At 68.4% G+C, this 22062-nt stretch carries 20 protein-coding genes and 8 pseudogenes; 14 read left to right on the forward strand and 14 right to left on the reverse strand.

Annotated features, from left to right (window positions below; genetic code table 11):
- Together ACFWJX_RS39700 and ACFWJX_RS39705 are read right to left on the reverse strand one after the other, a co-directional pair.
- A pseudogene (locus ACFWJX_RS39700) lies at positions 1 to 1333 on the reverse strand (NF041680 family putative transposase); the annotation flags it as partial.
- A 155-nt stretch (positions 1334 to 1488) separates the two neighbouring features.
- Positions 1489 to 2139 carry a hypothetical protein gene (locus tag ACFWJX_RS39705; protein ID WP_383251840.1) on the reverse strand — a complete coding sequence of 217 codons (651 nt, stop codon included), beginning with the start codon at positions 2137 to 2139 and terminating at the stop codon, positions 1489 to 1491.
- A 279-nt stretch (positions 2140 to 2418) separates the two neighbouring features.
- On the opposite strand from ACFWJX_RS39705, the pseudogene ACFWJX_RS39710 reads away from it, so the two are divergent.
- A pseudogene (locus ACFWJX_RS39710) lies at positions 2419 to 2904 on the forward strand (ATP-dependent DNA ligase); the annotation flags it as partial.
- An 82-nt stretch (positions 2905 to 2986) separates the two neighbouring features.
- A complete protein-coding gene (locus ACFWJX_RS39715) occupies positions 2987 to 3403 on the forward strand; it encodes a hypothetical protein (protein ID WP_383251899.1) in 417 nt (138 codons plus the stop codon).
- 151 nt (positions 3404 to 3554) lie between these two features.
- Here the strand turns inward: ACFWJX_RS39715 and ACFWJX_RS39720 are convergent, their stop codons facing one another.
- Entirely contained in the window at positions 3555 to 4214 is a 660-nt protein-coding gene (locus tag ACFWJX_RS39720; RefSeq protein ID WP_383251884.1) for a polyprenyl synthetase family protein, read from the reverse strand.
- A 20-nt stretch (positions 4215 to 4234) separates the two neighbouring features.
- On the opposite strand from ACFWJX_RS39720, the pseudogene ACFWJX_RS39725 reads away from it, so the two are divergent.
- Positions 4235 to 4474, forward strand: a pseudogene (locus tag ACFWJX_RS39725) (hypothetical protein); the annotation flags it as partial.
- An 83-nt stretch (positions 4475 to 4557) separates the two neighbouring features.
- Here the strand turns inward: ACFWJX_RS39725 and ACFWJX_RS39730 are convergent.
- Positions 4558 to 4824: a hypothetical protein gene (locus ACFWJX_RS39730; protein WP_383251842.1), complete on the reverse strand. Its 267-nt coding sequence runs from the start codon at positions 4822 to 4824 to the stop codon at positions 4558 to 4560.
- 313 nt (positions 4825 to 5137) lie between these two features.
- A complete protein-coding gene (locus ACFWJX_RS39735; RefSeq protein WP_383251844.1) occupies positions 5138 to 5503 on the reverse strand; it encodes a DoxX family protein in 366 nt (121 codons plus the stop codon).
- A gap of 60 nt (positions 5504 to 5563) precedes the next feature.
- On the opposite strand from ACFWJX_RS39735, the gene ACFWJX_RS39740 reads away from it, so the two are divergent.
- The 9 genes and pseudogenes from ACFWJX_RS39740 to ACFWJX_RS39780 all read left to right on the forward strand — a co-directional run bounded on the left by ACFWJX_RS39740 (position 5564) and on the right by ACFWJX_RS39780 (position 13078).
- Complete coding sequence (locus ACFWJX_RS39740) at positions 5564 to 6445, forward strand: LysR family transcriptional regulator (protein WP_383251846.1); 882 nt, start codon at positions 5564 to 5566, stop codon at positions 6443 to 6445.
- Positions 6446 to 6686: 241 nt separating this feature from the next.
- Positions 6687 to 7844 (forward strand): annotated as a pseudogene (locus ACFWJX_RS39745) (NF041680 family putative transposase); the annotation flags it as partial.
- A gap of 871 nt (positions 7845 to 8715) precedes the next feature.
- The gene (locus tag ACFWJX_RS39750) at positions 8716 to 9060 is read left to right on the forward strand and encodes a hypothetical protein (RefSeq protein WP_383251848.1); all 345 of its coding nucleotides are present in this window, start codon (positions 8716 to 8718) and stop codon (positions 9058 to 9060) included.
- Positions 9061 to 9256: 196 nt separating this feature from the next.
- Positions 9257 to 9647: pseudogene (locus ACFWJX_RS39755) on the forward strand (transposase); the annotation flags it as partial.
- A gap of 41 nt (positions 9648 to 9688) precedes the next feature.
- Positions 9689 to 9868, forward strand: coding sequence for an aegerolysin family protein (locus tag ACFWJX_RS39760; protein WP_383251886.1), 180 nt, complete (start codon positions 9689 to 9691; stop codon positions 9866 to 9868).
- 433 nt (positions 9869 to 10301) lie between these two features.
- Positions 10302 to 10844 carry a SigE family RNA polymerase sigma factor gene (locus ACFWJX_RS39765; RefSeq protein WP_383251850.1) on the forward strand — a complete coding sequence of 181 codons (543 nt, stop codon included), beginning with the start codon at positions 10302 to 10304 and terminating at the stop codon, positions 10842 to 10844.
- A gap of 29 nt (positions 10845 to 10873) precedes the next feature.
- Positions 10874 to 11659 (forward strand): hypothetical protein, encoded by a 786-nt coding sequence (locus ACFWJX_RS39770; protein ID WP_383251852.1) that lies wholly within the window; start codon positions 10874 to 10876, stop codon positions 11657 to 11659.
- Positions 11660 to 11676: 17 nt separating this feature from the next.
- Complete coding sequence (locus ACFWJX_RS39775; RefSeq protein WP_383251854.1) at positions 11677 to 12558, forward strand: transposase; 882 nt, start codon at positions 11677 to 11679, stop codon at positions 12556 to 12558.
- A 235-nt stretch (positions 12559 to 12793) separates the two neighbouring features.
- Positions 12794 to 13078, forward strand: a complete 285-nt coding sequence (locus ACFWJX_RS39780; protein WP_383251888.1) for a hypothetical protein — start codon at positions 12794 to 12796, stop codon at positions 13076 to 13078.
- Positions 13079 to 13465: 387 nt separating this feature from the next.
- On the opposite strand, the gene ACFWJX_RS39785 is transcribed toward ACFWJX_RS39780, so the two are convergent.
- The 4 genes from ACFWJX_RS39785 to ACFWJX_RS39800 form a co-directional block, all read right to left on the reverse strand.
- The gene (locus ACFWJX_RS39785; protein ID WP_383251855.1) at positions 13466 to 13783 is read right to left on the reverse strand and encodes a hypothetical protein; all 318 of its coding nucleotides are present in this window, start codon (positions 13781 to 13783) and stop codon (positions 13466 to 13468) included.
- Positions 13780 to 13998 carry a winged helix domain-containing protein gene (locus ACFWJX_RS39790; protein ID WP_383251857.1) on the reverse strand — a complete coding sequence of 73 codons (219 nt, stop codon included), beginning with the start codon at positions 13996 to 13998 and terminating at the stop codon, positions 13780 to 13782. Before ACFWJX_RS39790 ends, ACFWJX_RS39785 begins: the two co-directional genes overlap by 4 nt.
- Positions 13971 to 14234: a hypothetical protein gene (locus tag ACFWJX_RS39795; RefSeq protein ID WP_383251858.1), complete on the reverse strand. Its 264-nt coding sequence runs from the start codon at positions 14232 to 14234 to the stop codon at positions 13971 to 13973. Before ACFWJX_RS39795 ends, ACFWJX_RS39790 begins: the two co-directional genes overlap by 28 nt.
- Positions 14235 to 14376: 142 nt before the next feature.
- Positions 14377 to 15819: a non-reducing end alpha-L-arabinofuranosidase family hydrolase gene (locus ACFWJX_RS39800; protein ID WP_383251860.1), complete on the reverse strand. Its 1443-nt coding sequence runs from the start codon at positions 15817 to 15819 to the stop codon at positions 14377 to 14379.
- A 207-nt stretch (positions 15820 to 16026) separates the two neighbouring features.
- Here ACFWJX_RS39800 and ACFWJX_RS39805 point away from each other — a divergent pair.
- Positions 16027 to 16242, forward strand: a pseudogene (locus tag ACFWJX_RS39805) (transposase); the annotation flags it as partial.
- A 32-nt stretch (positions 16243 to 16274) separates the two neighbouring features.
- Here the strand turns inward: ACFWJX_RS39805 and ACFWJX_RS39810 are convergent.
- Positions 16275 to 17720: a pyridoxal phosphate-dependent decarboxylase family protein gene (locus ACFWJX_RS39810; RefSeq protein WP_383251862.1), complete on the reverse strand. Its 1446-nt coding sequence runs from the start codon at positions 17718 to 17720 to the stop codon at positions 16275 to 16277.
- 424 nt (positions 17721 to 18144) lie between these two features.
- On the opposite strand from ACFWJX_RS39810, the gene ACFWJX_RS39815 reads away from it, so the two are divergent.
- Positions 18145 to 18744, forward strand: a complete 600-nt coding sequence (locus ACFWJX_RS39815; protein WP_383251864.1) for a TetR/AcrR family transcriptional regulator — start codon at positions 18145 to 18147, stop codon at positions 18742 to 18744.
- Positions 18745 to 19808: 1064 nt separating this feature from the next.
- On the opposite strand, the pseudogene ACFWJX_RS39820 reads toward ACFWJX_RS39815, so the two are convergent.
- From ACFWJX_RS39820 to ACFWJX_RS39835, 4 genes and pseudogenes are all read right to left on the reverse strand, one after another.
- Positions 19809 to 20099 (reverse strand): annotated as a pseudogene (locus ACFWJX_RS39820) (hypothetical protein); the annotation flags it as partial.
- Positions 20065 to 20313: a hypothetical protein gene (locus tag ACFWJX_RS39825; protein WP_383251901.1), complete on the reverse strand. Its 249-nt coding sequence runs from the start codon at positions 20311 to 20313 to the stop codon at positions 20065 to 20067. The gene ACFWJX_RS39825 and the pseudogene ACFWJX_RS39820, both read right to left, overlap by 35 nt.
- Positions 20314 to 20450: 137 nt before the next feature.
- Positions 20451 to 20599: pseudogene (locus ACFWJX_RS39830) on the reverse strand (IS701 family transposase); the annotation flags it as partial.
- A gap of 42 nt (positions 20600 to 20641) precedes the next feature.
- Positions 20642 to 21748 (reverse strand): ricin-type beta-trefoil lectin domain protein, encoded by a 1107-nt coding sequence (locus ACFWJX_RS39835; RefSeq protein ID WP_383251866.1) that lies wholly within the window; start codon positions 21746 to 21748, stop codon positions 20642 to 20644.
- Positions 21749 to 22062 lie beyond the last annotated feature (314 nt).

The raw sequence follows: 22062 nt of genomic DNA on the forward strand, positions 1-22062 counted from the left end.
CGGCCGGGCCCGGGACGAGACGGTTTCGGTGCACCGGCCGGAGAGCCGGTCTTCGTGCGCAGGTTCCTGAACCCCCTGCGAACACGGGCGGGTGTAAACCTGTTCGGCTCGGCCGGCTTCTCCCAGGGACGCCGGAGGTCGGTGGTCAGTGGCCGGGCGAGCCGGAGCTGGGCATAGGCAGCGATCACCAGCCAGGTCCACCTGTCGGCCGCCTTTGAGCTGCGGAGCCGGGGCTTGGTCCACCCAAGTGTCTGCTTGAACAGGCGAAACGTGTGCTCCAAGTCGAAACGACGGAGGAAGGACTGCCAGCAGCGGTCCACCTCTCCGGCGGTGGCGGAAGTGCCCGACCACCACAGCCAGACCGGCTTGTTCACCCCGCCGCTTGGCAGTTTCTCCACGACCAGGCGGATGACGGTTCCCTCGATGATGGGCAGCGGTCCGTCGTGATCGAGCCAGGCCGCCCGCCGGGTCAGCCGCGGGTGCAGCCGGTCCCACGCCTGCGCGGTCGCCTTCCCGTAGAGGCGGGTGTCGGTGACGGCCACGGCCTGCTCGGTGCCCCAGGTGCCGGGGTTGCCGAAGACGGACTCCCCGCCGTGCTTGGGCGGTCGGCCGCCCTTGGGGTCGTAGACCCGCGGCGGTGTCGGCCGACGCATGACACGGTCGGAACGCAGGCGGCCGAGGATCTCGACGGGCAGGTCGCTCAGCAGGTGAGCGATGCGGGGTGCGTCGTATCCGGCGTCCAGTACAACCAGCACCTCGGGATCGCCCGGCTTCCACTGGCCGGCCGCGACGAGCCGCTCGACGACCTCCCGAAGCTGGACCGTGGTCACCGCGGCGACGTCGGCACCCGGCTCCAGGCGGACCGCGTCCAGCACCGCCGTCCATGACGTGCGGCCGGTCTCCAGCGCGGCCACGATCGGGTACGGCCAGCCCGGAATCATCTGGTGCTTGCCCTCACCCCGGCCGAACGTGTGGCAGAAGGCCCGGTCAGCACAGGTGTTGGCGTCCGGCCGCAGCCACGGCGAGACGTCCGCGGCCAGCACGATCCGGCCATCCGCCGCCCTCGGCAACGGCATTGAGGCCAGCGCGCGGCGCAGCCGGGCCACATCGATCCGCCCCTGGTTGAGGCGCCTCCGTAGAGGGCGCCGTGTCCGCGGCGGTGTTCGGGCGCGAGTGCCAAGTCGACCAGTGTCCGCACCGGCCCGTCCGTGCACAACAACGCGTCGCACAACTCGAACAGCGCGTCGCCCCGCGCGGTCAGACACGCGTACAACTCCGTTCGGAAGCGTGGCACTTCCGCGAATGCATCCCGAAGGACGCCTTGATGCTCCAGACCACGGCCTTCGCACTGATCCACTCTGTGACGGAGCACAGGATTAGACGAAGGCCGCTCTCACATCCGCTGAACTGCGAAAACGCTGATCAAGTTCGAACCGCGTTCGACGCCGGACGTTAAACGACAAGCTAAAGCCGCCGGGCAGGACAGGGTTACGACGCTAGGTGGCCGAGGCGGAGCGGGAATGCCGTGAAGTCGACCCGCTGGTCGCCTGACGTGAACGTCGGCGGCTGGACAGCGGAGTAGAGGACACCGCCTGTGGGTGTGCCGTCCGGGTTCGTGCCCTGGGGCGGCGGCCAGTCGGGCATGGTCGCAGTGGCCTGTAGCGGCTTCTCCGTTACGAACGAGAACGGGCCTTCCGTGCCTCCAGACCTATCGAACGAGATCTGGGAGTTCTCGTTCCAGGTCTCGGTGAGTTCGCCGGATGACACTCGCAGGGTGCTCGGCGGCGAGACCTCGACGTCCGGCAAGCGGATGATGATCTTGCCGAAGAGCGGGTGAGCTCCCTCGATCCGGAAGTCGACCGTTTGCAGCCGTACGAAGTCAGGGCCTCCTTCCAACACCTTGACCACACGGCCGCCGGTGAAGTCGATCGTGTGCTCGCCGGGTTGAATTCCGGTTGTCATGACAGCGCCGAAGACGCTAACCGACAAGTTGACCGTCTGCCCGACAGCGGGCAGAGTGCCGGCCGCCCGTGCAGGGCGCGCCATGGCCGGTACCAGGACGCTGCCTGCGGCGGTAGCGAGCACGCCCTTCAGGAACCGGCGGCGTGCTACGCCAGATTGATCACTCAATGCATGCATGACCGTATGCTCGCGCCTCGCTCCACTGGCAAGCGGGCAACTCGCTCCCTCACCACCCATTCGGGCGCGTAACAGCGACGCGGACTACCCGTTCCCCACAAGAACTCGCAGGGCGGCGATCGCCGTCTTGGGTCGGCGCTCGGGAAACGCTTTGGCAAAACGGCCTTTCGAAGCCTCATACGAGCCCAATCCGACCTGTCGAACCGAGGTAAAAGCATCTACTTAGCGGGACTTGCGGCGCAGCGACAGCACTGGGGTGCTTGGTGGAAGGGAGCCGGCGTGACGTGGACGTTGCCGGAGCCGTTGCTGAGCGTTTCCGTCCCGGTCGCGGATCTGCGGCCGGGCTGGGCGGCCGAGCCGAAGTGGGACGGGTTCCGGGCGCTCGTCTCCGTCGACGCCGGCCGGGTGGTGCTGCGTTCGAGGCGCGGTTCTGAGATGGCACCGGCGTTTCCGGAGATCGTGGCCGAGGCCGCGCAGCTTGGGGACGCGACGGCCTTGGACGGCGAGCTGGTCGTGTGGGACGCCGCCGGGCGGCTTGCCTTCGAGCGGCTGCAGGACCGGCTCGCCCGGCGCGGCGCCAGCGCGGCACGGGCCGCGGGCGAGTGGCCGGCGTACTTCGTCGCCTTCGGTCTACTGCGGCTGTCCGGCACCGACACGACTGCGTGGCCGTACCGGCGGCGCAGGGCTGCGCTGGAGCCCCTGTTCGCCGCACGGCGGCTGTCGGCGCCGTGGGCGCTGTGCCCGTCGACCACCGATCCGCAGACCGTACGCGAGTGGCTGACGTGGGCGTCGGTCGGGATGGAGGGACTGGTTTTTAAAGAGGCTGGACGACGCCTACCGGCCGTCGGTGAGGGGCTGGCAGAAGTACAAGGTTCGGGTCACCACCGAGGCCGTGCTCGGTGCGGTCACCGGCTCTCGCACCGCTCCCCGCGCGCTGCTGCTGGGTCGCTACGACGCTGCGGGCCACCTGCAGTACGTCGGGCGCAGCACCACGCTGTCCCAGGCCGCTGGCTGCGCCTTGTCCGACCGGCTGGCCCCGCCGACGGGCGTGCACCCGTGGACCGGGTGGTCCTTCAGTGCCGGGTGGGGAACGCAGCGCACACTCGATGTCCATCTGGTGCAGCCCAGCGTCGTGATGGAGGTCGCCGTCGATGTTGCCCGCGATGCAGCTGGCCGGTGGCGGCACCCGGCCCGCCCGCATCGCGTGCGTACCGGCTTGGCGTCGGACGACATCCCGCTGTTCGGCGAGGGCAGCGGGCCTTAGAACGGTTGACGATGCACGGCAGACTGCCAGCGGCAATGAGCACTTCCGCACCTGGTGTCTGGCGCCTGCGACCTGGTGAACCCACCCGTGGGAAAGCTGCACGACTGCGTGTGAACGGCTGTCGCAGGCCGATAACCGGTGAGCTCGTTGGCTATCGGGCCAGATACTCAGCGCCTCGACGTGTGGGCCGGGCGGCAACCAGGTCAGTGCATCGCCTGCGGCGCTGGCATGGCGGTCGGCGGTCGGCGGTCTTCCGGGCTTCGGCGAGCGCTCCTGACCGTCGGAGCAGGTGGCTCAACTGTTGCTGGGCGCCCCGCGTGTGGGTGTCTGTGGTGAGCAGATGCCGGAGGGTCTGCTGGTCGGGTTCGTCGGCGCGGTCCAGGGCGAGCAGGATGGGCAGGGTGGGGCGGCGGTTGCGGAGGTCGCTGTCGTCGGGTTTGCCGCTGCGGCCGGGTGCGTCGTCGTAGGGCAGGAGGTCGTCGCGGATCTGGAAGGCGAGTCCGAGGTGTTCGCCGAAGTGGGCCAGCTTGTCCTGCTGGTGACAGGTAGCCCCGGCGAGGATGGCGCCGATCTGGCAGGCGGCGGAGAGCATGACGGCGGTCTTGCGGCGGGCCATGGACAGGTAGGCGTCGACGCCGCTGTCGAAATCGCCGGTGAGCGCGAGTTCGTCTGATGCCCCTGCACAGACTTCCAGGCCGGCACGGGCCTGGACGGCCAGGGCGTGGCGGATCCGGTCGTCGCTGATGCCGCGCTCGCCGCACTCGGCGAGGTGGGTGAACAGGGCGAAGAACAGGGCGTTGCCGGCGACGATTGCCTGCTCGGCCCCGTAGCCGCGCCGACTTCGACCACATGGTCCGGCTCGGCTGGATCCGCTCCCCGCAGTCGATCGAGGTCCGCTTCGGCATCAGCCGGGCCGGAGCCGTCGACGTCGCGCTCTACACCACAGCGTCCGTCGACGCGGTGCCCGCCGAACACCCCGAGGTCGACTGGGAGCAGCTGCGCACGGTGAAGAAGGGCCGACGCTCTCCGCTCGCGGCGCTGCGCCCGAAGCCGGCACCCGTACCGGCGTAAGCCTCCGAGGTCCTTCCGCCCGCCCGCGCCCCACGCCGTCCAGAAGGGCTGCCCAGGACGCGGGCATTCTTCTTGCGCGCCGCTCACGCGTGCCCGGCAGCCGGCTCCCACAAGGGTCGGGCGAGCCCAGTCCCGTCGCAGTGGAAGCACCGCCCGCCTCCCGGCGTGCTGCGGGCACCGATGGTGTCGGCAGCATTCTGGAAGAGCCGGGTGAGGCCGGCAGTGTGCGCCGCGTGGATCGGGAGCTCCTGCCGTCTGCCGAGCGTGACTTCCAGCGCGACGCCGGGGCCGGTGAAGTGGGCGTGCATGCCCCCGGTGATCGCACGGAGCGTCTCGTTCAGTTCGTGCATCGTCTCCGCGCCGGACAACTGCACGCGGGCCGCGAGGACGGTGTCGGTGGCTGCGGCGAAGGAGACAGCAGCCAGACCGGGCGGGCGAGCGGCCCGACGCGGCCCACGGGGGCGGGATGGGTGTGCTGGAGCTGGGACAGGGCGTGCCACAGCTCGCCCGGCAGATCCTGGGGTGCGGTCTCTTCTCGGCTGCGTCTCATGGGGCCTGTGTAGGGCCTCCTGTCCTGTCTCGCTTGAGCTTGTTCTTTATCTTCGGGCTGATCTGCCGCAGCGAAGGCTGAGTGTTCTCATCGAACGTTGAGCGGTGCCGCCATCAGGAGGACACGGTCAAGGCCAACGAGGCGACGGCGGTGGCGAAGTAGAAACCGGGAAACGCGAGGTTGTAAAGCACGCGGGCGCGCAGATGGAAGGCGAGCGCGCCCAGGTAGAGCAGGGCGAGACCGCAGGCCGCGGCGGCACCGAGGGGACGCAGTGCCGCGTCGAAGAGGCCGAGGAGGAGGCCCGCCGCACCAGCCAGCTTGAGGGCGGCCAGCCAGGGCAGCCAGGATCGGGGCACACCCACCTGCGCCGAGTTTGCCAGCACGAAGCGCGCCCCGGCGAGGTCGGCTGCGGCGATACCGACGTTGACAGCGGCGGTGAACAAGGTGACGACGAGGAATGCGAGCTGGGTACCGGTCATGCCTTCAGGGTCCGCAGGCGCTTCGGCACCGTCCAATACCTGCTTCTATAACCTGGTGGCATGGACGTGGACACGCGCCTGCTTCGGTACTTTGCCGCAGTGGCGGAGGAGGGCAGCCTGACCGGGGCGGCGCAAAAACTGTTCGTCTCGCAGCCCTCGCTGACCAAGCAGATCCGGCGCTTGGAAGACGATCTCGGGGTACCGCTCTTCGCGCGTTCGCGGTCCGGGATGGCGCTGACCGAGGCCGGTCGAGAGTTCGCCGCGCGGGTGCCCGCACTGCTGGAGGACTGGGACGAGGCGGTACAGGCAACCGGCCGGACGGCGCGGGTGCTGCGCCTGGGCTTCCTGGACGCGGGCGCCGTGGGCTCCGTCCACGAGGTCATCGCCGAGTTCCGTCAGGCGCAGCCGGAGTGGCGGGTGGAACTGCGTCAGTTCGACTGGTCGGACCCGAGTGCCGGCCTGGCCCGGGGCGAAGTGGATGCGGCAGTGGTGCGTTTGCCGTTTCCGGGGCAGGAGGGACTGAACGTGCGGGAGTTGTTCGTTGAGGAGCGTGGGGTGCTCATGCCGGCTCGACATCCGCTGGCGAACAGCGGGACGGTGGAGTTCCCGGAGCTGTGGGACGAGCCCTTCGTCGCGGCCGGAGCCGAGACCGGAGCCTGGAGGGAGCACTGGCTGGCGGCGGAGGAGCGGGAAGGGCACCCAGTCCGGGTCGGCGCCGTCACCAGCCGGCCCGACGAGTGGCTCGGAGCGGTGGCTGCCGGCTGCGTAGCGCTGGCCCCGGCGTCGACGGCCCGTTTCTACTCCCACCCGAACGTGGTGTTCCGTCCAGTCCGCGGGGTCTCACCGAGCCGGGTAGGGCTGGCCCGACCAAAGGGCCGGACACGCGAGGCGGCGCTGGATGAGCTGCTAGAGGCCATCGCGCGGCGGTTGAGCCGGAGCTGACGACGGGGCCGACAGACCGCCGGCACGCTGCCCGGCCGGATCGGCGCCACTCCCGGCGGCAGCCGCGTTGAAGGGGCTCGCCCAGCACGGGGGACCCGCGGCGACCGCCTCGGTCGGGTGTGCGTAGGCCAGGACCGCCGACCACGCCGCCCCGATTGCGCTCAATGTTCGATGAGAACACTCAGCCTTCGCTGCGACAGGTCACCGGCTCGAATAGCGTCTCGAACTGGGTTTCGACGGCGGGCGCCTGGTCCTGGCCGTCGATGTATCGCCGTGGCTTCGCTCGGACGCGCCGTGCTCGTCCGAGCGGCTGTTCTGCCACGTCTACGGTCGCGCGAAGACGGCGTCGCAGTTCGTCCCGGGCTGGCCCTACTCCTTCGTCGCCGTGCTGGAGCCGGGCGCCACGTCCTGGACCGCGACCTGAACGCGGTCCGGCTCGGGCCGGCGGACGACGCGACGGCAATCACCGCCGCCCAACTCCGGGGCGTCGTCGAGCGGCTCATCGCCGCGGGCCAGTGGCAGACCGGGGACCCGGACATCGTGATCGTCAGCGATGCCGACTACGACGTCACCCGCCTGGCCTGGGTCCTGCGCGACCTGCCGGTCGAGCTGGTCGGCCGGGTCCGCTTTGACCGCGTCATGCGTCTGCCGAAACCACCGCGGATGCACGGCGTCAACGGCCGGCCGCCCAAGCACGGCCCGGAATTCCGCATTGCCAAGCCGGAGACCTGGCCCGAGCCCGCGATCACCACGGTCACCGACACCAGCAATTACGGCACGGCCGAAGCCCAGGCATGGGACCGAGTCCACCCCCGGCTCACCCACCGCTCCTCCTGGCTTGACCATGAGGGTGAACTTCCCCTGGTCGAAGGCGCGTTGATCCGGCTGAAGGTCGAGCACCTGTCGAAGGAACGGGACGCCCCACCGGTGTGGTTGTGGTCCTCGAAAACCGGCGCCACCCCGGGCGATGTGGACCGATTCTGGCGGGCTTTTCTCCGCCGCTTCGACCTGGAACACACCTTCCGTTTCGCGAAGCAGACCCTCGGCTGGACTACCCCGAAGCTCCGTAGTCCCGAGGCGGCGGACCGCTGGACCTGGATCCTGATCATCGCTCACACCCAACTGCGGCTCGCCCGGCCCCTCGCCGAAGACCTTCGCCGGCCCTGGGAGAAACCCACCGCCCCCCACCGGCTCACTCCGGCCCGGGTCCCGCCGGGGGTTCAGGAACATCCGCGCTCACCTGGCCTGCCCGAGCCGTGTTCCCAAACCCACAGGCACCGGCCCCGGACGGCCACCCGGCGCGAAGAACAAACACCGCGCACCCCGCTACGACGTCGGCAAAACCGTCAAACGCCCCGAGACCCTCAAGGCCATCGGTAGACCTGGCAGGTCCTGGTAGATAAAGAACAAGCTAAGGGACATCGGCCGCCGTCCGGACCCCAGCGGTCTTGCGGACCTCCAGGCCGATGATGGCCCGCTACGCGATATCGCGGCGCCTGCCCCCGCGGAGGACGAGGAAGTCGTCGCTGAGCCCGACCGTATCCGGCACGTCGCCGCCGCGCGGTCCGGGCCGCGCGGAACGGGAAGACCGGGCCGCCCGATCCCCTCGCACGCCTCCCGCACCCCGCCCCTGCTCCCTCGCTCCTGTTGCTCCGGCGGGGGGTGGGTGGGGTGAGGGGATGTCAGCCCATCCGGAATCCCCCGACCACGCGCCCGATCTGCGAAAGCGACGGGCCGCGGAATCCGGGCAGCACAACCCCTTGGCGCAACTCCGGGCTGCAGGTGACCAAAGTGGCGACGAAGGACCCCGGGGACGAACCGGACTGGTCGGCCCCGGACAGAGCTGGCACCGGCATACGCGCGCAGCGGCGCGCCCGCCAGGCTGAAGCCGAGAATCGGACGACCAGTTGAGAAAGGGGCACTTTGGTCACAGCTGGCCAGACCGTTCCGCCTGGCGGCTTCTGCTGTAGGTCGAACTCCAGGTGCTCGACGTCGGTGAACTCCACCTCCAGGCCGTGGGCGGACCTGGGGAGCGGACCTGCTAGGGGGCCACGATGGTGCACACGGCCAATGGCGGCCTTGGCGGAGAGTCCACAGTTAGTTGGCGGAGAGTCCACAACCCTAGCCACCTCCTTGTCGGGTTCATGGCGCAACGGAAAGATCCCCAATAGATCGTTGGTGCCTCCCTTGGGGGCGAAACAGAAACAGGGGAAATTAGGCGAGTCTTACGAAGAGTCTCGATGGTGGCTGGGATCGCAGCGATGTCGACGATGGCCCTTGCCACTCAGGCACAAGCGTCGCAGAACAGCGGCTGGGTTTATACAGCCAACAGGAGCGGGGCCGCGTACTTCGACGCCGACCTGAACGGCATCCCGGGCGTAGAGAAGATCACGGTCTGCGACAATACAACCGACGGCCGCGGTACCCGGGTCTTCGTGTCGGGCAAGGACGGGGACGGCGGGGTGTTTCTATTCGTGACCGACCCGTCCAACGACGGGCAGTGCCACTCGTATCAGGGCAACTTCTTCCTGGAGGAGACAGTGGTCGGCCTAGACGTCTACGAGTACTGGGGCGACAACGATGCCAACCACGGGATCGGCCACGGCGTGGCATAACCTCCCGCCGGCCGTTGCGCGCCTGCGGTGAGCCAGCGGTACAGAGTGAAGAGACCACCTCGCGCGTTGGGGTGGTCTCTTCGGCGCTCCGGGCTGGTCAGCGTCCGCAACCCCCCACCCTTGTAAGGGCCGCATGACCTGCGGAAAAGCGCTCTTTAGACCGTGTCCTATGTGGTGAGGCGTCGTTGACCTCGGTATGGGGCGGGGTACGTGGAGTTGGATCGTTCCGGACGGGCTGTGGGAGATCGCGGAAGCCGTTGATCCCACCGTCGAGGGTGCGGCCTCAGGGCGGTGGCACGCAGGACACCCCTGATGAGACGCTGTTCGCGGCCATCATCTACGTGTTGGTCAGCGGCTGCGCCTGGCGCCAACTGCCGCCCTGCTTCGGCATATCGAAGTCGACCGGGCGGCTGCATGAGGCCGTGCTGCATCGGCTCGACGACGCCGGCCTCATCGACGTCACCCGCGTTGTCCTGGACACCGCCCATGTCCGCGCTAAAAAGGGGGGTAAACACACGGGTCCGAGCCCCGTGGACCGGGGCAAGCCGGGTTCCAAGATGCACGTCCTGTCGGACGCGAACGGACTGCTAGCGCTTCGTCGGGAACGGAGGGGACCGTCTACTATCAAATCGGCGATAACGCTGACGAGTGGATCAAAATCTACTGGGACGTCCCGTGGATCAGCGGGGCACCCAATCGCGTCAAGACGGAGACCTTCAACGAAGACGTGTCCGCGGAAGTCGAGGGCCTTGCCGGCCATGGAACGGTTGGGGACGTGACAATCAAGATTGTTGACGGCCGCGGTTGATACCGTCTTCCCGTCTCGCGGCGGCAATCCCTAAACTCCATCGGGGTTGCCGCCCCCGCATGTGTGGCCCGCCTACCGGGCCGGCCTCGCAGTCCCCCTGCGGCGAGAAGTGCGGCAGCCACCGTGATCGCGACGCTCCTGACCGAGAACGCCGCCCTGCGCGAACAGACGGCGGGACGGTCCGCCGTCATCGTCCCGCTCACCCGGAACACCACGGACCGGTGCCAGCACGATGAAACACCCACTCACTAAAGTGCTGGTAAGGGCCATGTCACCAGCCGCAAACGGTGACGACTACCCCTCCAGCCCCTCGCTCTCCCCCTCCGGGCTCGGCGGCTGCCGCAGCGTCCGGATGGCTGCCGCATGGAAGTTTCCGCGGTGAGGCAACGGTCTCGGCCTCTCATGGCCTCTTTTGAACATCTAGGAGGTGCTCATGGGGGTTCGAAAACAGGCCGGGGACAGAGAGTTCCAGGCCTTTGTCGTCGGCCGCTGGCCGCGGCTGATGCGCACGGCATTCCTGCTCACGGGGGAGCAGCATGCTGCGGAGGATCTGGTCCAGTCGACGCTGGAACAGGTCTATGTGGCCTGGCACAGGGTCGCCTCGGCCGACGCCCCGGAGGCGTATGTACGACGAGTGATGATCAACGTGCATGCCCGAAGGTACCGCAGGAAACTGCGGGAGTTCCTGGTGCCCAGGAGCGAGGACGCGGGCCTGACACACGAGGTGGCCGACACCGGTGACCGGATCGCCCAGGCCGACGACCGCCACACGCTGCTGAAGGCGCTGGCCGAACTGCCGACACGGCAGCGGGAAGCAGTGGTCCTGCGCTACTGGGAGGACCTCACCGAGACACAGACGGCCGAGGCGATGGGCTGTTCGGTCGGCACGGTGAAGAGCAACGCAGCCAAGGGGATCGCGAAGCTGCGCGCCATATCGGAGCTGGCGGAGACAGTGACGCTGGGAGGACGAAAGTGAAAAGCGCGGACTGGGAGACGAGCCACAACATGACACAGCACGACATCGCACTCCTGCTGGCCGACGCGGCCGACGAGGTGAAGATCGGCATAGCCCCCGCCCAGGCGCTGCTTCGCGGCGGCCGCCGCCGCAAGGCCCGTCGCTGGGCGGTCGTGGCGACCACCACCCTGGTCGTGGCCGGCTCCACGGGGGCTCTGGCGCTGACAGGGCTGTCCGGTGACGAGGACCGGGGGGTGTCGCCGGCGAGCCGGCCGGTCGCCAGCGCGGAGGCGTCCGAGCCGCACATGCGGACGACCCTGGCGAGCGGCACCGACGCGGGAGTGCCGTGGAGGGTGTACATCGACGTGTGGAAGGCTCCGGCGGACACGGCGGAGGCCCAGGCCACCCTGGCGGCGATGGCGGAGTTCGGCGAGCACCCGGAGGACGTCTCCACGGCCTCCGAACTGGTGGGCAAGGTCGCGCACTTCGTGCACCGGGTCACCGGTGAAGAGGCGAGGACCACCCAGATCGCGGGCATGGTGCTACCTGAGGACGACGTCCTGTCCGGCGGCGAGTACGGGACCGTCTCGCTCCCGCTGCTCCCCCAGAACGACACGGCCCCGCGCCTGGTGACTGGCCAGGTCGCCAAGACCGCCCGGGAGGTCACCTGCACCTGGAAGGACGGCACGTCTACCAAGGTCGACCGTGCGTCCGCGGCCACCGAGGCGAACGCCGCCGTTCCGGTCATCCACAGCCCCAAGCACTCGCCCTACGACTGGTTCGTCTGCCTGGCGCCGAAGTCCACCACGTTCGAGGGGATCAAGGTGACGAAGTAGACGAAGCGGGAGACCGAGTGCGGGGAGTCGAGACCGGACGACGGTTCGCGACGCCCGGCGGCCCCCGGAGCCCCGTCCGGGCCGGGCCGGGGCTCCGGAAGGCACCGGGGGCGTGGGAGGCTCTGCCTTCCCCTCCCTGGCGGGGTGACAGCGTCGGCACACCATTCCGGCTCGGTCTCGAGGAGCGAAGGCTGCCCTATGCCCTGGCCCTGCACGGGAAGGAAGTCGCGCATCCGGAGGATGTCGAGCCGCACCAGCCCGCTTATGGCGGGCTCGGGCCGCCCACCCTTCCCCGCTACCGCACCCCGCCGCGAGCCATCTCCACCCTCGCGGCGGAGGCAGGTGCGGAGCGATTCTCCGTAGTGACCTGGCGCCAGGGCAGCAAGGGCGCGATGACCTCACGGTTCACGGTGCTGACGGTGCGGCCCGCAGGCACACAGTCCCTGGCCGCCGCCCAGGAATCGGGCGGGGGCCGCAGCCGGTGGGACGGCGTCCTGCCCACCCAGACCTCCCGGTCGAATGGCCGGACGGCAAGGACGCCCCGACGGACTACTGGAGATCGGATCTGCCGCCCACCACACCGACCGCTGACCTGGTGCGGTGGGCGAAGATGCGCTGGTAGATCGAACATGACTACCGGGAGCTCAAACACGGCCTGGGACTCGACCACTACGAAGGCCGAACCTGGCAGTGCTGGCACCACCACGTCACCCTCGTCACCGCCGCGCAGGCATTCCTCACCCTCCGCAGGCTCGACCCAAAAGTCGAGGCACCGCCCCAAGCCTCTACCAAACCCTCGACGCACTCCAAGACCCGCTGAGGTGCTGGACCGGCACCTGCAGCACCTGCGGTCGCCCCCTCAAAACAAGCAGAACCAGAACCTAACGGAGCCCTACTAGGCGTCTCTGAGACACGTCGCAGGGAGAAGGATGGCTTCCGGGCCATGGTCTCCGTCAACGCGGGCCAGGTGGTGCCGCGCGCGAGGCGCGGCACTGAGATGGGGCCGGCGTTCCCGGAGGTCGTGTCCGGGGCCGTGCAGCTGCCGGACGCGACCGCGTTGGACGGCGAGCTGGTCGTATGGGATGCCGCGGGCCGCCTCGCGTTCGAGCGGGTTGCAGAACCGGCTTGCCCGGCGTGGTGCCGGTGCGGCCCGGGCGGCGGAGGAGTGGCCGGCCCACTTCGGGCGCGTTCGATCTGCTGCGGCTGTCCGGGACGGACACCACCTCGCCGTATCGGCGGCGCAGGGCCGCGCTGGAGTCCGTGTTCGCCGCCCGTCGGCTGTCGGCGCCGTGGGCGCTGTGTCCGTCGGCCACCGAGGCCGACGTCGTGCGCGAGTGGCTGACGTGGGCGTCGGTCGGGATGGAAGGGGTGGTCTTCAAGAGGCTGGACGACGCCTACCGCCCGTCGGTGAGGGGCTGACAGAAATACAAGGTCCGTGAGACGAGCGAAGCGATCGTCGGCGCGATCACTGGTTCCCTGGCCGTTCCCCGCACGCTGCTGCTCGGCAGGTACGACACCGAAGGATGCTTTCAGTACGTCGGGCGCCCCCCCACCCTTGTCCAGGCGGCAGGTGCGGCGGTCGCCGGTCTTCTCGCTGCGGGGCGGCGCGGTCGTCCGTGGACAGGCTGGTCGTTCTCCGCCGGGTGGGGCAGCCAGGAAAAGCTGAACGTCACGCTGGTCGAACCCGAGCTAGTGGTGGAAGTCGGCGTCGACATCGCCCGCGACGCCTCCGGCCGGTGGCGGCATCCCGCCCGCTGGCACCGTGCCCGCCCCGACCTCTCCCCCACCGACGTCCCCCGCCTAACGTCACCGCCGCACTGACGGCGGCCCGGCGCGGCGGCCCCGCCGACGCGCAGCGAGGTTGTGCCCCACCCTGGCCTGGTCCTCGGTGAGGACACCGGCGTTCACGGCATCGGCGCCGGTGGCCGGGGTGAAGTAGCCAGCCTTCGTCGCGATCCGCAGGGCAGGGTGGGCGGCCAGGGCCGGGGCCAGCAAGGCCTGAGCGCGGCCGGTGGCGTAGTTGGGGGCGGTGTCGATCCACTGCGCGCCGGAGGCGGCCGCACGGACGGCCGCCTCCGGGATCTCCCGGCACCGGTAGGTGCCCAGAGCGAGCTGTGCCGTCACAACAGGCTCCCCACCGTCGCGGCCTGCCCGGCAACGAGCTCCTGGACCAGCCCCGCGACGTCCTCCACAGGCAGGCCGGCTGTTTCGGCGAGCGCGGCCAGGTCCACGGTGCGGCCGGCGACCAGCGGGCGCAGCACCGCCTCCGCCTCGGGCGCGAACTCGAACGTACTCCCGGCGGCTGACAGCATCACCACGTCCTCGCCGACCTCCAGCACGGCGCGGCGGTCGTCAGTCGCACCCGCAAGTGGGGGTGGACATGGGTGCCGTCGATGTACGGCAGGCTCGGCACCATCCGGCCGACAGCCTGCCCGTCCATCGCCGTCCGGTACCGGGCGAGCAGCGCCGGGTCCTCCAGCAGTTCGGCGAGCCGCTTGCGCATCCCGTCCACGGCGTCGGCCTGAATATCCGGCGCGGCGAGCAGCGGCAGATCGCGCCGCCAGTCCTCGTGCACGGGCGGGCTCGGCCTTGCACCGAGCCCGCCGCTCCCACTCCACCCGTTCCTGATCGCTCACTGTGACGGTCGTCCGGTTCGGCGTACGTCGTTGCCCGCGAGCGTCAGGAACACCGGCGCCGGACCTGTGCCATGCCACCGGCTAGCGCTGCAGTGTCAGTACCCCTGGCCGGTAGGGCAGGAGGCCGTAGTCCCCGCCGTCGGTGCTGGGGTCGCGCCCCTGGTAGAGGAACTGCAGGTTGCAGGGGTCGATGGTCTTGGTCTGGTCGGGGTTGGTGCGAACCAGATCGCCGTGGCTGATGTCCCTGGTCCAGGCCGTCGCGCCGCTGTTGGCACTGCCGGCGAAGGGGCTGGTCACGGTGTCGGCCCCGGCCTGCGGTGTCCACGCGCCGTCAAGGCTGGTGGCCGTGAACGAGCGGAAGTAGCGGCCATATCCTGTGTAGTTCTGGGCCTCGACGATCATGAGGTACTGGTTCTGGCCCTGGACCTTGTAGACCTCGACCGCCTCGAACAGGTTGAGCGGCGTGTCGCTCATGATCTTCGTGAACGAACCGAAGGTGCCCGGGAAGTTGCCGATGGGCATGCTGGCGCGGTAGATGCCGCCCTCGTCGTCGGCGAAGAACATGTACATGTTCGTGTCGTCGCCGATGAGGGTCACGTCGAGGGGACCCCCCTTCGGGAGGGTGCCCGTGAACAGCTCCTGCTGCGCGGACCAGCCGTTGGGGTTGGTGGGGTCACTCGAGGTGCGGTAGGAGAAGCTGTAGGGCCAACCCCCGTTGTAGGCGAGCACCCAGAGGTTCTTCGGGGCGAAGTAGAACAGCGTCGGCGCGATGCCGTCGAAGGGAATCGTGTTCTGGGTGGCGGTGGCCATGTCGGACCAGTTCGTGAAGGGGCTGAAGGTCGTCAGTCCCCAGCGACCGTCGTCACCGGCGAGGTTGTTGTGCGTCGTGGCATAGACGATGTGCTTGCCGTTGTAGACGACGCTGGTGAAGTCCTTGAGCGAGGCCCACCCCGCCTTCGGCTCCGCCAGCGGGCCGGTCGATGTCCAGCGGTACGTCGACGGAAGAGCACACACGTTGTTCGCCCCTGACAGGCCGGTCCACTTCTGGTTGGCGCCACCTTGGCACGACCAGAGCCGCACCTCCGTGCCGTTGGTCTTGCCCCAGCCCGAAGCTTCCAGGCACAGCCCGGACCGCACACCGACGATCGTGCCGTCGGGGTTCACCCGCCACTGCTGGTTGTCACTGCCGTTGCACGTCCAGATCTGCACCGGGGTCCCGTTCGTGGTACCGCCGCCCCGGACGTCCAGACACTTGCTGCCGTACACGGTCAGCTGGTTGCTGTCCGTCAACGTCCACTGCTGGTTGATTCCGCCGTGGCAGTCCCAGATGTGCACGTTCGCGCCGTCGGTCTGGCTGAAGCCTGACACATCGAGACAGCGGCCGGAATCAACACCGCGCACGTCGCTGGTGGTGGCCGCCTGAGCCGGGCTGGCGACGAGCAGCGCCGCCAACGCGGCCAGGGCCGCGACCGCGGCGGCGAGCACCGCGGACGGGCGTCTGCGGCTGAAAATACGTCTGTGCATAAGGACCTCGTCATCCTTGAGCAAGCGGCTCCGGTTGGCCCGTCAGAGGCTGCCCGGAGGCGGTGTGGTGCGGCCCTGTGTGTTCGTTATGCCGAACAAAGGTCGAAGTGTCGAGCAAACTGGATAATAGGGTTCCGGTGATCAGCGTCAATACCTCGCGCGAAACTCGCGGGCAGAAACGTTCGCAGGCTGAAACCAGGCGGCTTCAATTGGCTCACGATCGTCCAGCTCCCCTCCTACAGCCCCGACTTGAACCCGGTGGAAAGAATTTGGTCCCTGTTACGAAGAGACCCGATGGCCAACACCGCATTCACCGACCCTGACCACCTCACCCGCACCCTCCGTCGAGGCCTCGCCCACATCCAGCGCCACCCGGGACTCATCGACGGCTGCCTCACCGAAACCGGCCTGACCTTCAACCCCGGCACCCGAAGCCAATCCGCCAAGCTCAGTAGTCATCCACCGCTCTGGCGAGCGGCTTTGCGAAGCGAGTCCCACAGGGTGTCGATGTGGTCGGGCAGCGTCGTCGTCGCGCCGATGGCGACGCGAATCGCGAAGTGACCGTTGACCGATGTGTGCGTGAGGAAGGAATGCCCTTCGGCGTTGACCGCCTCCATTGCTGCCTTGGTAGCGGCGTCGTCGGGGCGCCCTTCCCGGTCGACGAGGTACAGACATACGAGTGCCAGTGATGGCGGGGTGGCCAGGGCGAAGCCCGACTCGCTCTCAATCCGGCCGGCCAAGGAGTTGGCCATAGCGACGTGGCCGCGGATGCTTGCGCGCAGGCCTTCCAGTCCGGCGCCGTGCACCACCGACCAGATCTTCAACGCACGCATACGACGGCCCAACGGGACCTGCCAGTCTCGGTAGTCGATGACTTCGCCCGATTCGGTCGCAGCGTTACGCAGGTACTCCGGCGTGATGGACAGCGCTGTGGGCAGCGCTCGGGCATCCCTCACCCACATGAACGAGGCGTCGAAGGCGGTGTAGAACCACTTGTGTGCGTCGGTGCAGAACGAGTCGACAAGGTTCACGCCGTCCAGGAGCCAGCGGAACTCGGGACACAACGCCGCGACTCCTGCCCACGCGGCGTCAACGTGCACCCACGCCTCGTACGCACGCGCTGCCAGCGCGACGTCTCTCACGGGGTCGATGGCACCCGTGCCGGTTGTTCCCACGGTCGGACAGACCATGACCGGCCTCTTTCCGGCGGCCGCGTCCTTGGCCAGCATGTCTGCCAGGGCATCCGCCGACATGGACAGCGTGCCCTGGGTAAAGGGGACGATCCGCAATGCTCGCGCGCCGAGCCCGGCCACACGCACGGCCTTGGCCAGTGACGAGTGGGTCTCGGCAGTGACGTACACCGTCTCGGTGCCGTCCACGCCGTGTTCGCGCCAGTCCGGGTTGCTGCGCTGCAGCGCAGCCAGCAGGGCAGCCAACGATGCCGACGAAGCCGAATCCTGCAGCGAACCGCCTCCGCCTCCGGCGAAAGTGAACTCGCGACCAAGGCCCAGGGCATCCGCCAGGCCGTCGAGCAGGACCTGCTCGATCTCCGTCCCGGCCGGCGATGTCGACCAGAGCATTCCCTGCGCTCCGATCCCGCCCGATGCGATGTCACCGAGGAGCGACAGCAGGGACGCGTTCGCTGGGAAGTAGCCGAAGAAGCCCGGGTGCTGCCAGTGGAGCGACGAGGGGACGACCACGTCGTTGAGCAAGGCGATGAGATCATCGCCCAGCGCCTGGGACGGCTGCTCAGGCAGTTCACGAGGAAGCTGAGCCTTCACGGAGCCCGGTGAGACCTTCGGCCGCACGTGCAGGGAAGGGAGCGAGGTGCGGTATTGGGCGACCCAGTCGACCAACTGGTGGCCCTGGCGGCGGAATTCATCTGGCTCAAGATCAGGCATGCTCTGTCCTCAGAGGCGGTGTTGGTCATGACGAGGGCTGAGCGCCCACCTGAGCGCTGGGGACGATCAGGTGCCCGGGGCGAGCTGGCCGCTACCGGATTCAGAGGGCCTCGATGCCGCGTACCGACTGGTGCCGCACCAGAGCCTGTCGTCTACAGTTGTAGATTAATAGCTCCAATGTAATCCCTTAAGGGGCCGCTGGGAAGGGGGCGCCATGGGGACCCCTCTCACGCCCACGGGGAATGACAGCTCTTCGCCCTCGCTCCGTGCGCCCCTGCCCGCGAGCACGTGGCGTAAGAGGTTCACCAGGTCACAGGGTTGGGTCTGCGAGTCACACGACCCCTCGGACTCATCCGCCGTGAGGCCCGCGAGTGCGACCAAAGCCCTCGGCATTCAGGCGTCTACCCGTTGGTAAGGTGTCACCATGCCCAAGATCGTGGACCACGACGCGCGGCGTGAAGAGATCATCGAAGCCGTATGGCGCCTTGTCGCGCGGCGAGGATTCGCGGCGCTGAACATGCGGGATCTCGCCGCCGAAGCTGGATTCACCAACGGTGCGCTCACACGATACTTTCCCACCAAAGCAGCAATTCTGCGGGCCGCGCTGGAGCGCGCCAACGCAGCCACCGAGCAGCGGGCCGCCCGCACCATCGCCAGCGCCGACGGCCTGAACGCGTTCCGCAAGTTCTGCGTCGAGATCATGCCCCTGGACGACGAGCGTCTCAATGAGGCCCGCGTGGTCATCGGCTTCTGGAATTACGCGGTAGCCGATCAGGAACTGATCGGCGTCTACGACCAGGCGATATCGCGCTGGCGCGATCAGATGCTCTCGTATCTGCACACTGCGGCTGAAGCGGGAGAGATCAACCCATCCTGCGATCTCGATGCGTTCTTGGACCTTGCGATGGCCACGCTGATGGGACTCCAGATCAACGCGATCTTCACGGCTCGCCTGACCACACCCTCCCGCCAGTTGCGGATACTCGACGGACTCATCGCGGGGTTGCAGACCGGCACCTCATGATTTGAGCACGCAGGCGCAGAAGTACTCACCTGTGGATCAGTTGCATCTGATCCACCCCTTGTGTCACAACCGCCGGTGCCCATGGACCCGCGACACCACCGTCCACAGCGGAAAACTACGGCAGCCGGGAACGCCTCAGCAGCTCGTTCGTGCCGTAGTCCGGGTGGCGTGCACCACCGCCGGCCCGGCTTCGCGCCGTCTTCCGCCCTGCAGACATACGAAGGGGCGAGAATCGACGCGCCAGGCTTCTCGGCAGCGGCGGTGTAGGCAGGTGCCGTGGCACGCCGGCGGCGATGCCCTCGTCCGGGCGGTACACGCGCCGGCTCGCTGGCTTGGCGTTCTCCACCACCCACCTGCGCTGCGGCCACCGCCAGCCCCAGGTCAAGAGACGCCGGTACTCCGCCAGGCTCGCCTCGATCCTCAGCGAACCGGCCTGCTGATTCGAGACAGGGTCGACGGCGGTAGCGGTGTGAGTGGACTTGTGCGGGTCAACACGAGCAATATCACGGGAGTCGTTCCTCGCGGCCGGACGACAGGACGACCACGGCCGACACGCCGACTTCCGGAACCGCTGCCGGGACACGCCTCTGTTGAGTCAGACCGTGGCCGGACACCGGGCCGGCGGCACACCCCGAGCGGGCCAGCCCCGAAGGGCGGCAGGAACCTCCCGAGCCATCCAGCCCAGCGTCCTACGGAACGCTACGAGCGGCCAACCCGACCGCGCTCCGCTACGGCCAATACAAGTCGGGAACCTCAGTGCGAGGCGTCGGCTCGATGATCAGTGCTTCCATGGGTTTGCTGCGGTGAGGGCGCAGCACGTCCAGCCAGGCCACTCCGTCGTCCAGGAGACGTCCCATGTATCCGAAGCCGTTCCACCCCAGATCGACGAAGCAGCGTTCAGCCGGCTGGTCCCGACCGAACAGCCGTTGACCGTGCAACGTGACGTCTCCGAGGTCAACACCCCGCTGTCCAGACCAGCACGAGCACTTCACCGAGACAGCACACCAGCCCCGCTGATCAGCAGAAATCAGGTTGGCATGGGCTCAATCAACGTGACAGCGCCGCCGGTGCCGGTCCGCGAGGGCGGTGAGGATGCGCTGATAGTCCACCGACAGCACCGACCTCTTCACGCTCTGCCCCTCGGCAGCCGTCAGGTCAGCCTGAGCGTGGTCTTGCCCGCTCTCGTCCGCCGGGGCCAGCACTTCGCCGACCCGCGATCGGGCGATGGCCCACTCTGCCATTCCCGCCCCCGCGGCCAGTTCGGCTTGGATACGGTCGGCCTCCTCCCACAGCTCGTCCACGCGACGGCGAGCACCCAGCTCACGCTGTTCCAGCAGCCCAATCACCGACGGAATCCACGACCTCCCGGGGAGCGACACAACGCCAGGCCACTACTCCCACGGCACCTCCCGCCCTACGCTCCACCAGGGTCACCGGGTTGATGAACCGTTCCTGCTGGGCCGTCGTGGCCGCCGCCGCGCGCATCGCCGGCAGCGTGGCGCCCGCGACCAGACCGGCGGTGACCGCCATGACTCTGCGGCGGCTGCGGGGGTGTTGGAGCCAGGACATGCGAGATCAGCTTCCTCACGGGTAAGGGGGACCGAGAGCCGAAGTTCGAAATGTCGCTCTGGCTCTGGGGTTCTGGTTGGTGGCGGATGATCTGGGCAGGGGGCGGTGGCAGGTGAAGCAGGTGCCGGTCCAGCAGTTCAGCAGGTCTTGGATGGTGTCGAGGATCTGGTAGAGGGTGAACCCGCTGTATCGGCTTTTCGGGCCAGGCGCTGCTCGGTCAGGAACGCATGGGCGGCGGCGACCAGGTGACGTGGTGATGCCAGCCGGTCCAGGAGCGGCCCTCGAATCCCGGACCGGGGCGGGGAGGGGCTCCGGTCCCGGGCGGGGGTCATCCGGCGGCCAGAGTGGTCCACTTCTGGTTGGAGCCGCCGTGGCAGTCCCACAGTTGGAGCTGCGTGCCGTCGGCCGTGGAGAAGCCCGGAATGTCGAGGCAGCGGCCGGAGGCGGGGTTGCGGTAGCCGCCGTTGTAGGGCTCCCAGACCTGATTGGCGCCGCCGTGGCAGGTCCAGAGGTGCACCTTGGTGCCGTTGGTGGTGCCCCAGCCGGCGGCGTCGAGGCACTTGCCCATGGAGCGCAGGGTGCCGTCGGTGTAGGCGGACCAGACCTGGTTGACGGCGCCGGTGCAGCTCCAGGTCTGGACGGCGGTCCCGTCGGCCGTGCCGAAGCCGCTGACGTCCAGGCACTTGCCGCCCAACTCGGACTGCACACGTGAGGGAGCGGGGGCGGGGTTCCTCAGCCACCCGGCGCTGTCCGCGGACTGGATGCCGCGGTGGAAGGCGTCGGCCATCTTCTGGTAGCCCGAGTCGTTGGGATGCAGGAAGTCGTCCAGGTCGGCCGTGGTCAGGCTGCTCATGTCCACGTACGCGACGCGCTTGCCCGCGGCCTGTGCCTCGCTCACGATTTGGGGGATGGCCTGGTTGTACGCGGCACGGTACTGCTCCTCCGAGCCGCTGGTGGACACGACCAGGGAGGCCACGAGGACGGTGGCGTCGGGGACGTCGGCGGTGATCTGGTTGACCAGCGACTTCAGCCGGGCGGTGGCGGTGGAGACCTGATAGCTCTCGTTGAGGTCGTTGGTGCCGATCATCAGCGTCACGACGTTGGGCCGGTAGCGGGTCAGCGAGGCGTCGGCGAGTTCGGCGATCTGGTGGATCTTGTAGCCGGGGTGACCTTCGTTGTCGGGGTCGGACATCGAACCGCCCCGCCCCGTGCCCACGAAGTCCAGCGGATGGCCGTCTGCCGCGAGGTTGTCCCACAACGGGGCCCGGTAGCCGTTGCCCGTACTGCTTCCCACGCCCCACGTTATCGAGTCGCCGAGCGGCATGACCCGCAAGGGCGTGTTCGAGGCGGCGGAGGCAGGTGCCACACCTGCTAGCGTCATCCCGAGCGCAGCAGTGACCAGCGTGATGAGGGGCAGGATCCAAGGCTTTCTCATGCAGTCGTCCTCTTCTGCGAGTGAGTGCTGAAGCTGGCGCGGGCTGCTCGACGTTCGTGTCGGCAACTCGGCTGCTGTGCCGTCCCGCTGGCGTCGGCGGGCGCATGACGTACTGGCGGAACGGCGTGGTGGGGAACGTCGTCATCCTTGAGCAAGCGACTCCGCCTGGCCCGTCAGGGGCCGTCCGGAGGCGGTGTGGTGCGGCCCTGAAGTGTTCGGCATAGCGAACGCAGGTCGAAGTGTCGAGCACCTGGATAATAAGGTTCCGGTGATCAGCGTCAATACCTCTCGCAAAATTCGCAAGCCGGAACATT

The sequence above is a fragment of the Streptomyces sp. NPDC058335 genome, from assembly GCF_042723915.1.
Taxonomy (GTDB): Bacteria; Actinomycetota; Actinomycetes; order Streptomycetales; family Streptomycetaceae; genus Streptomyces.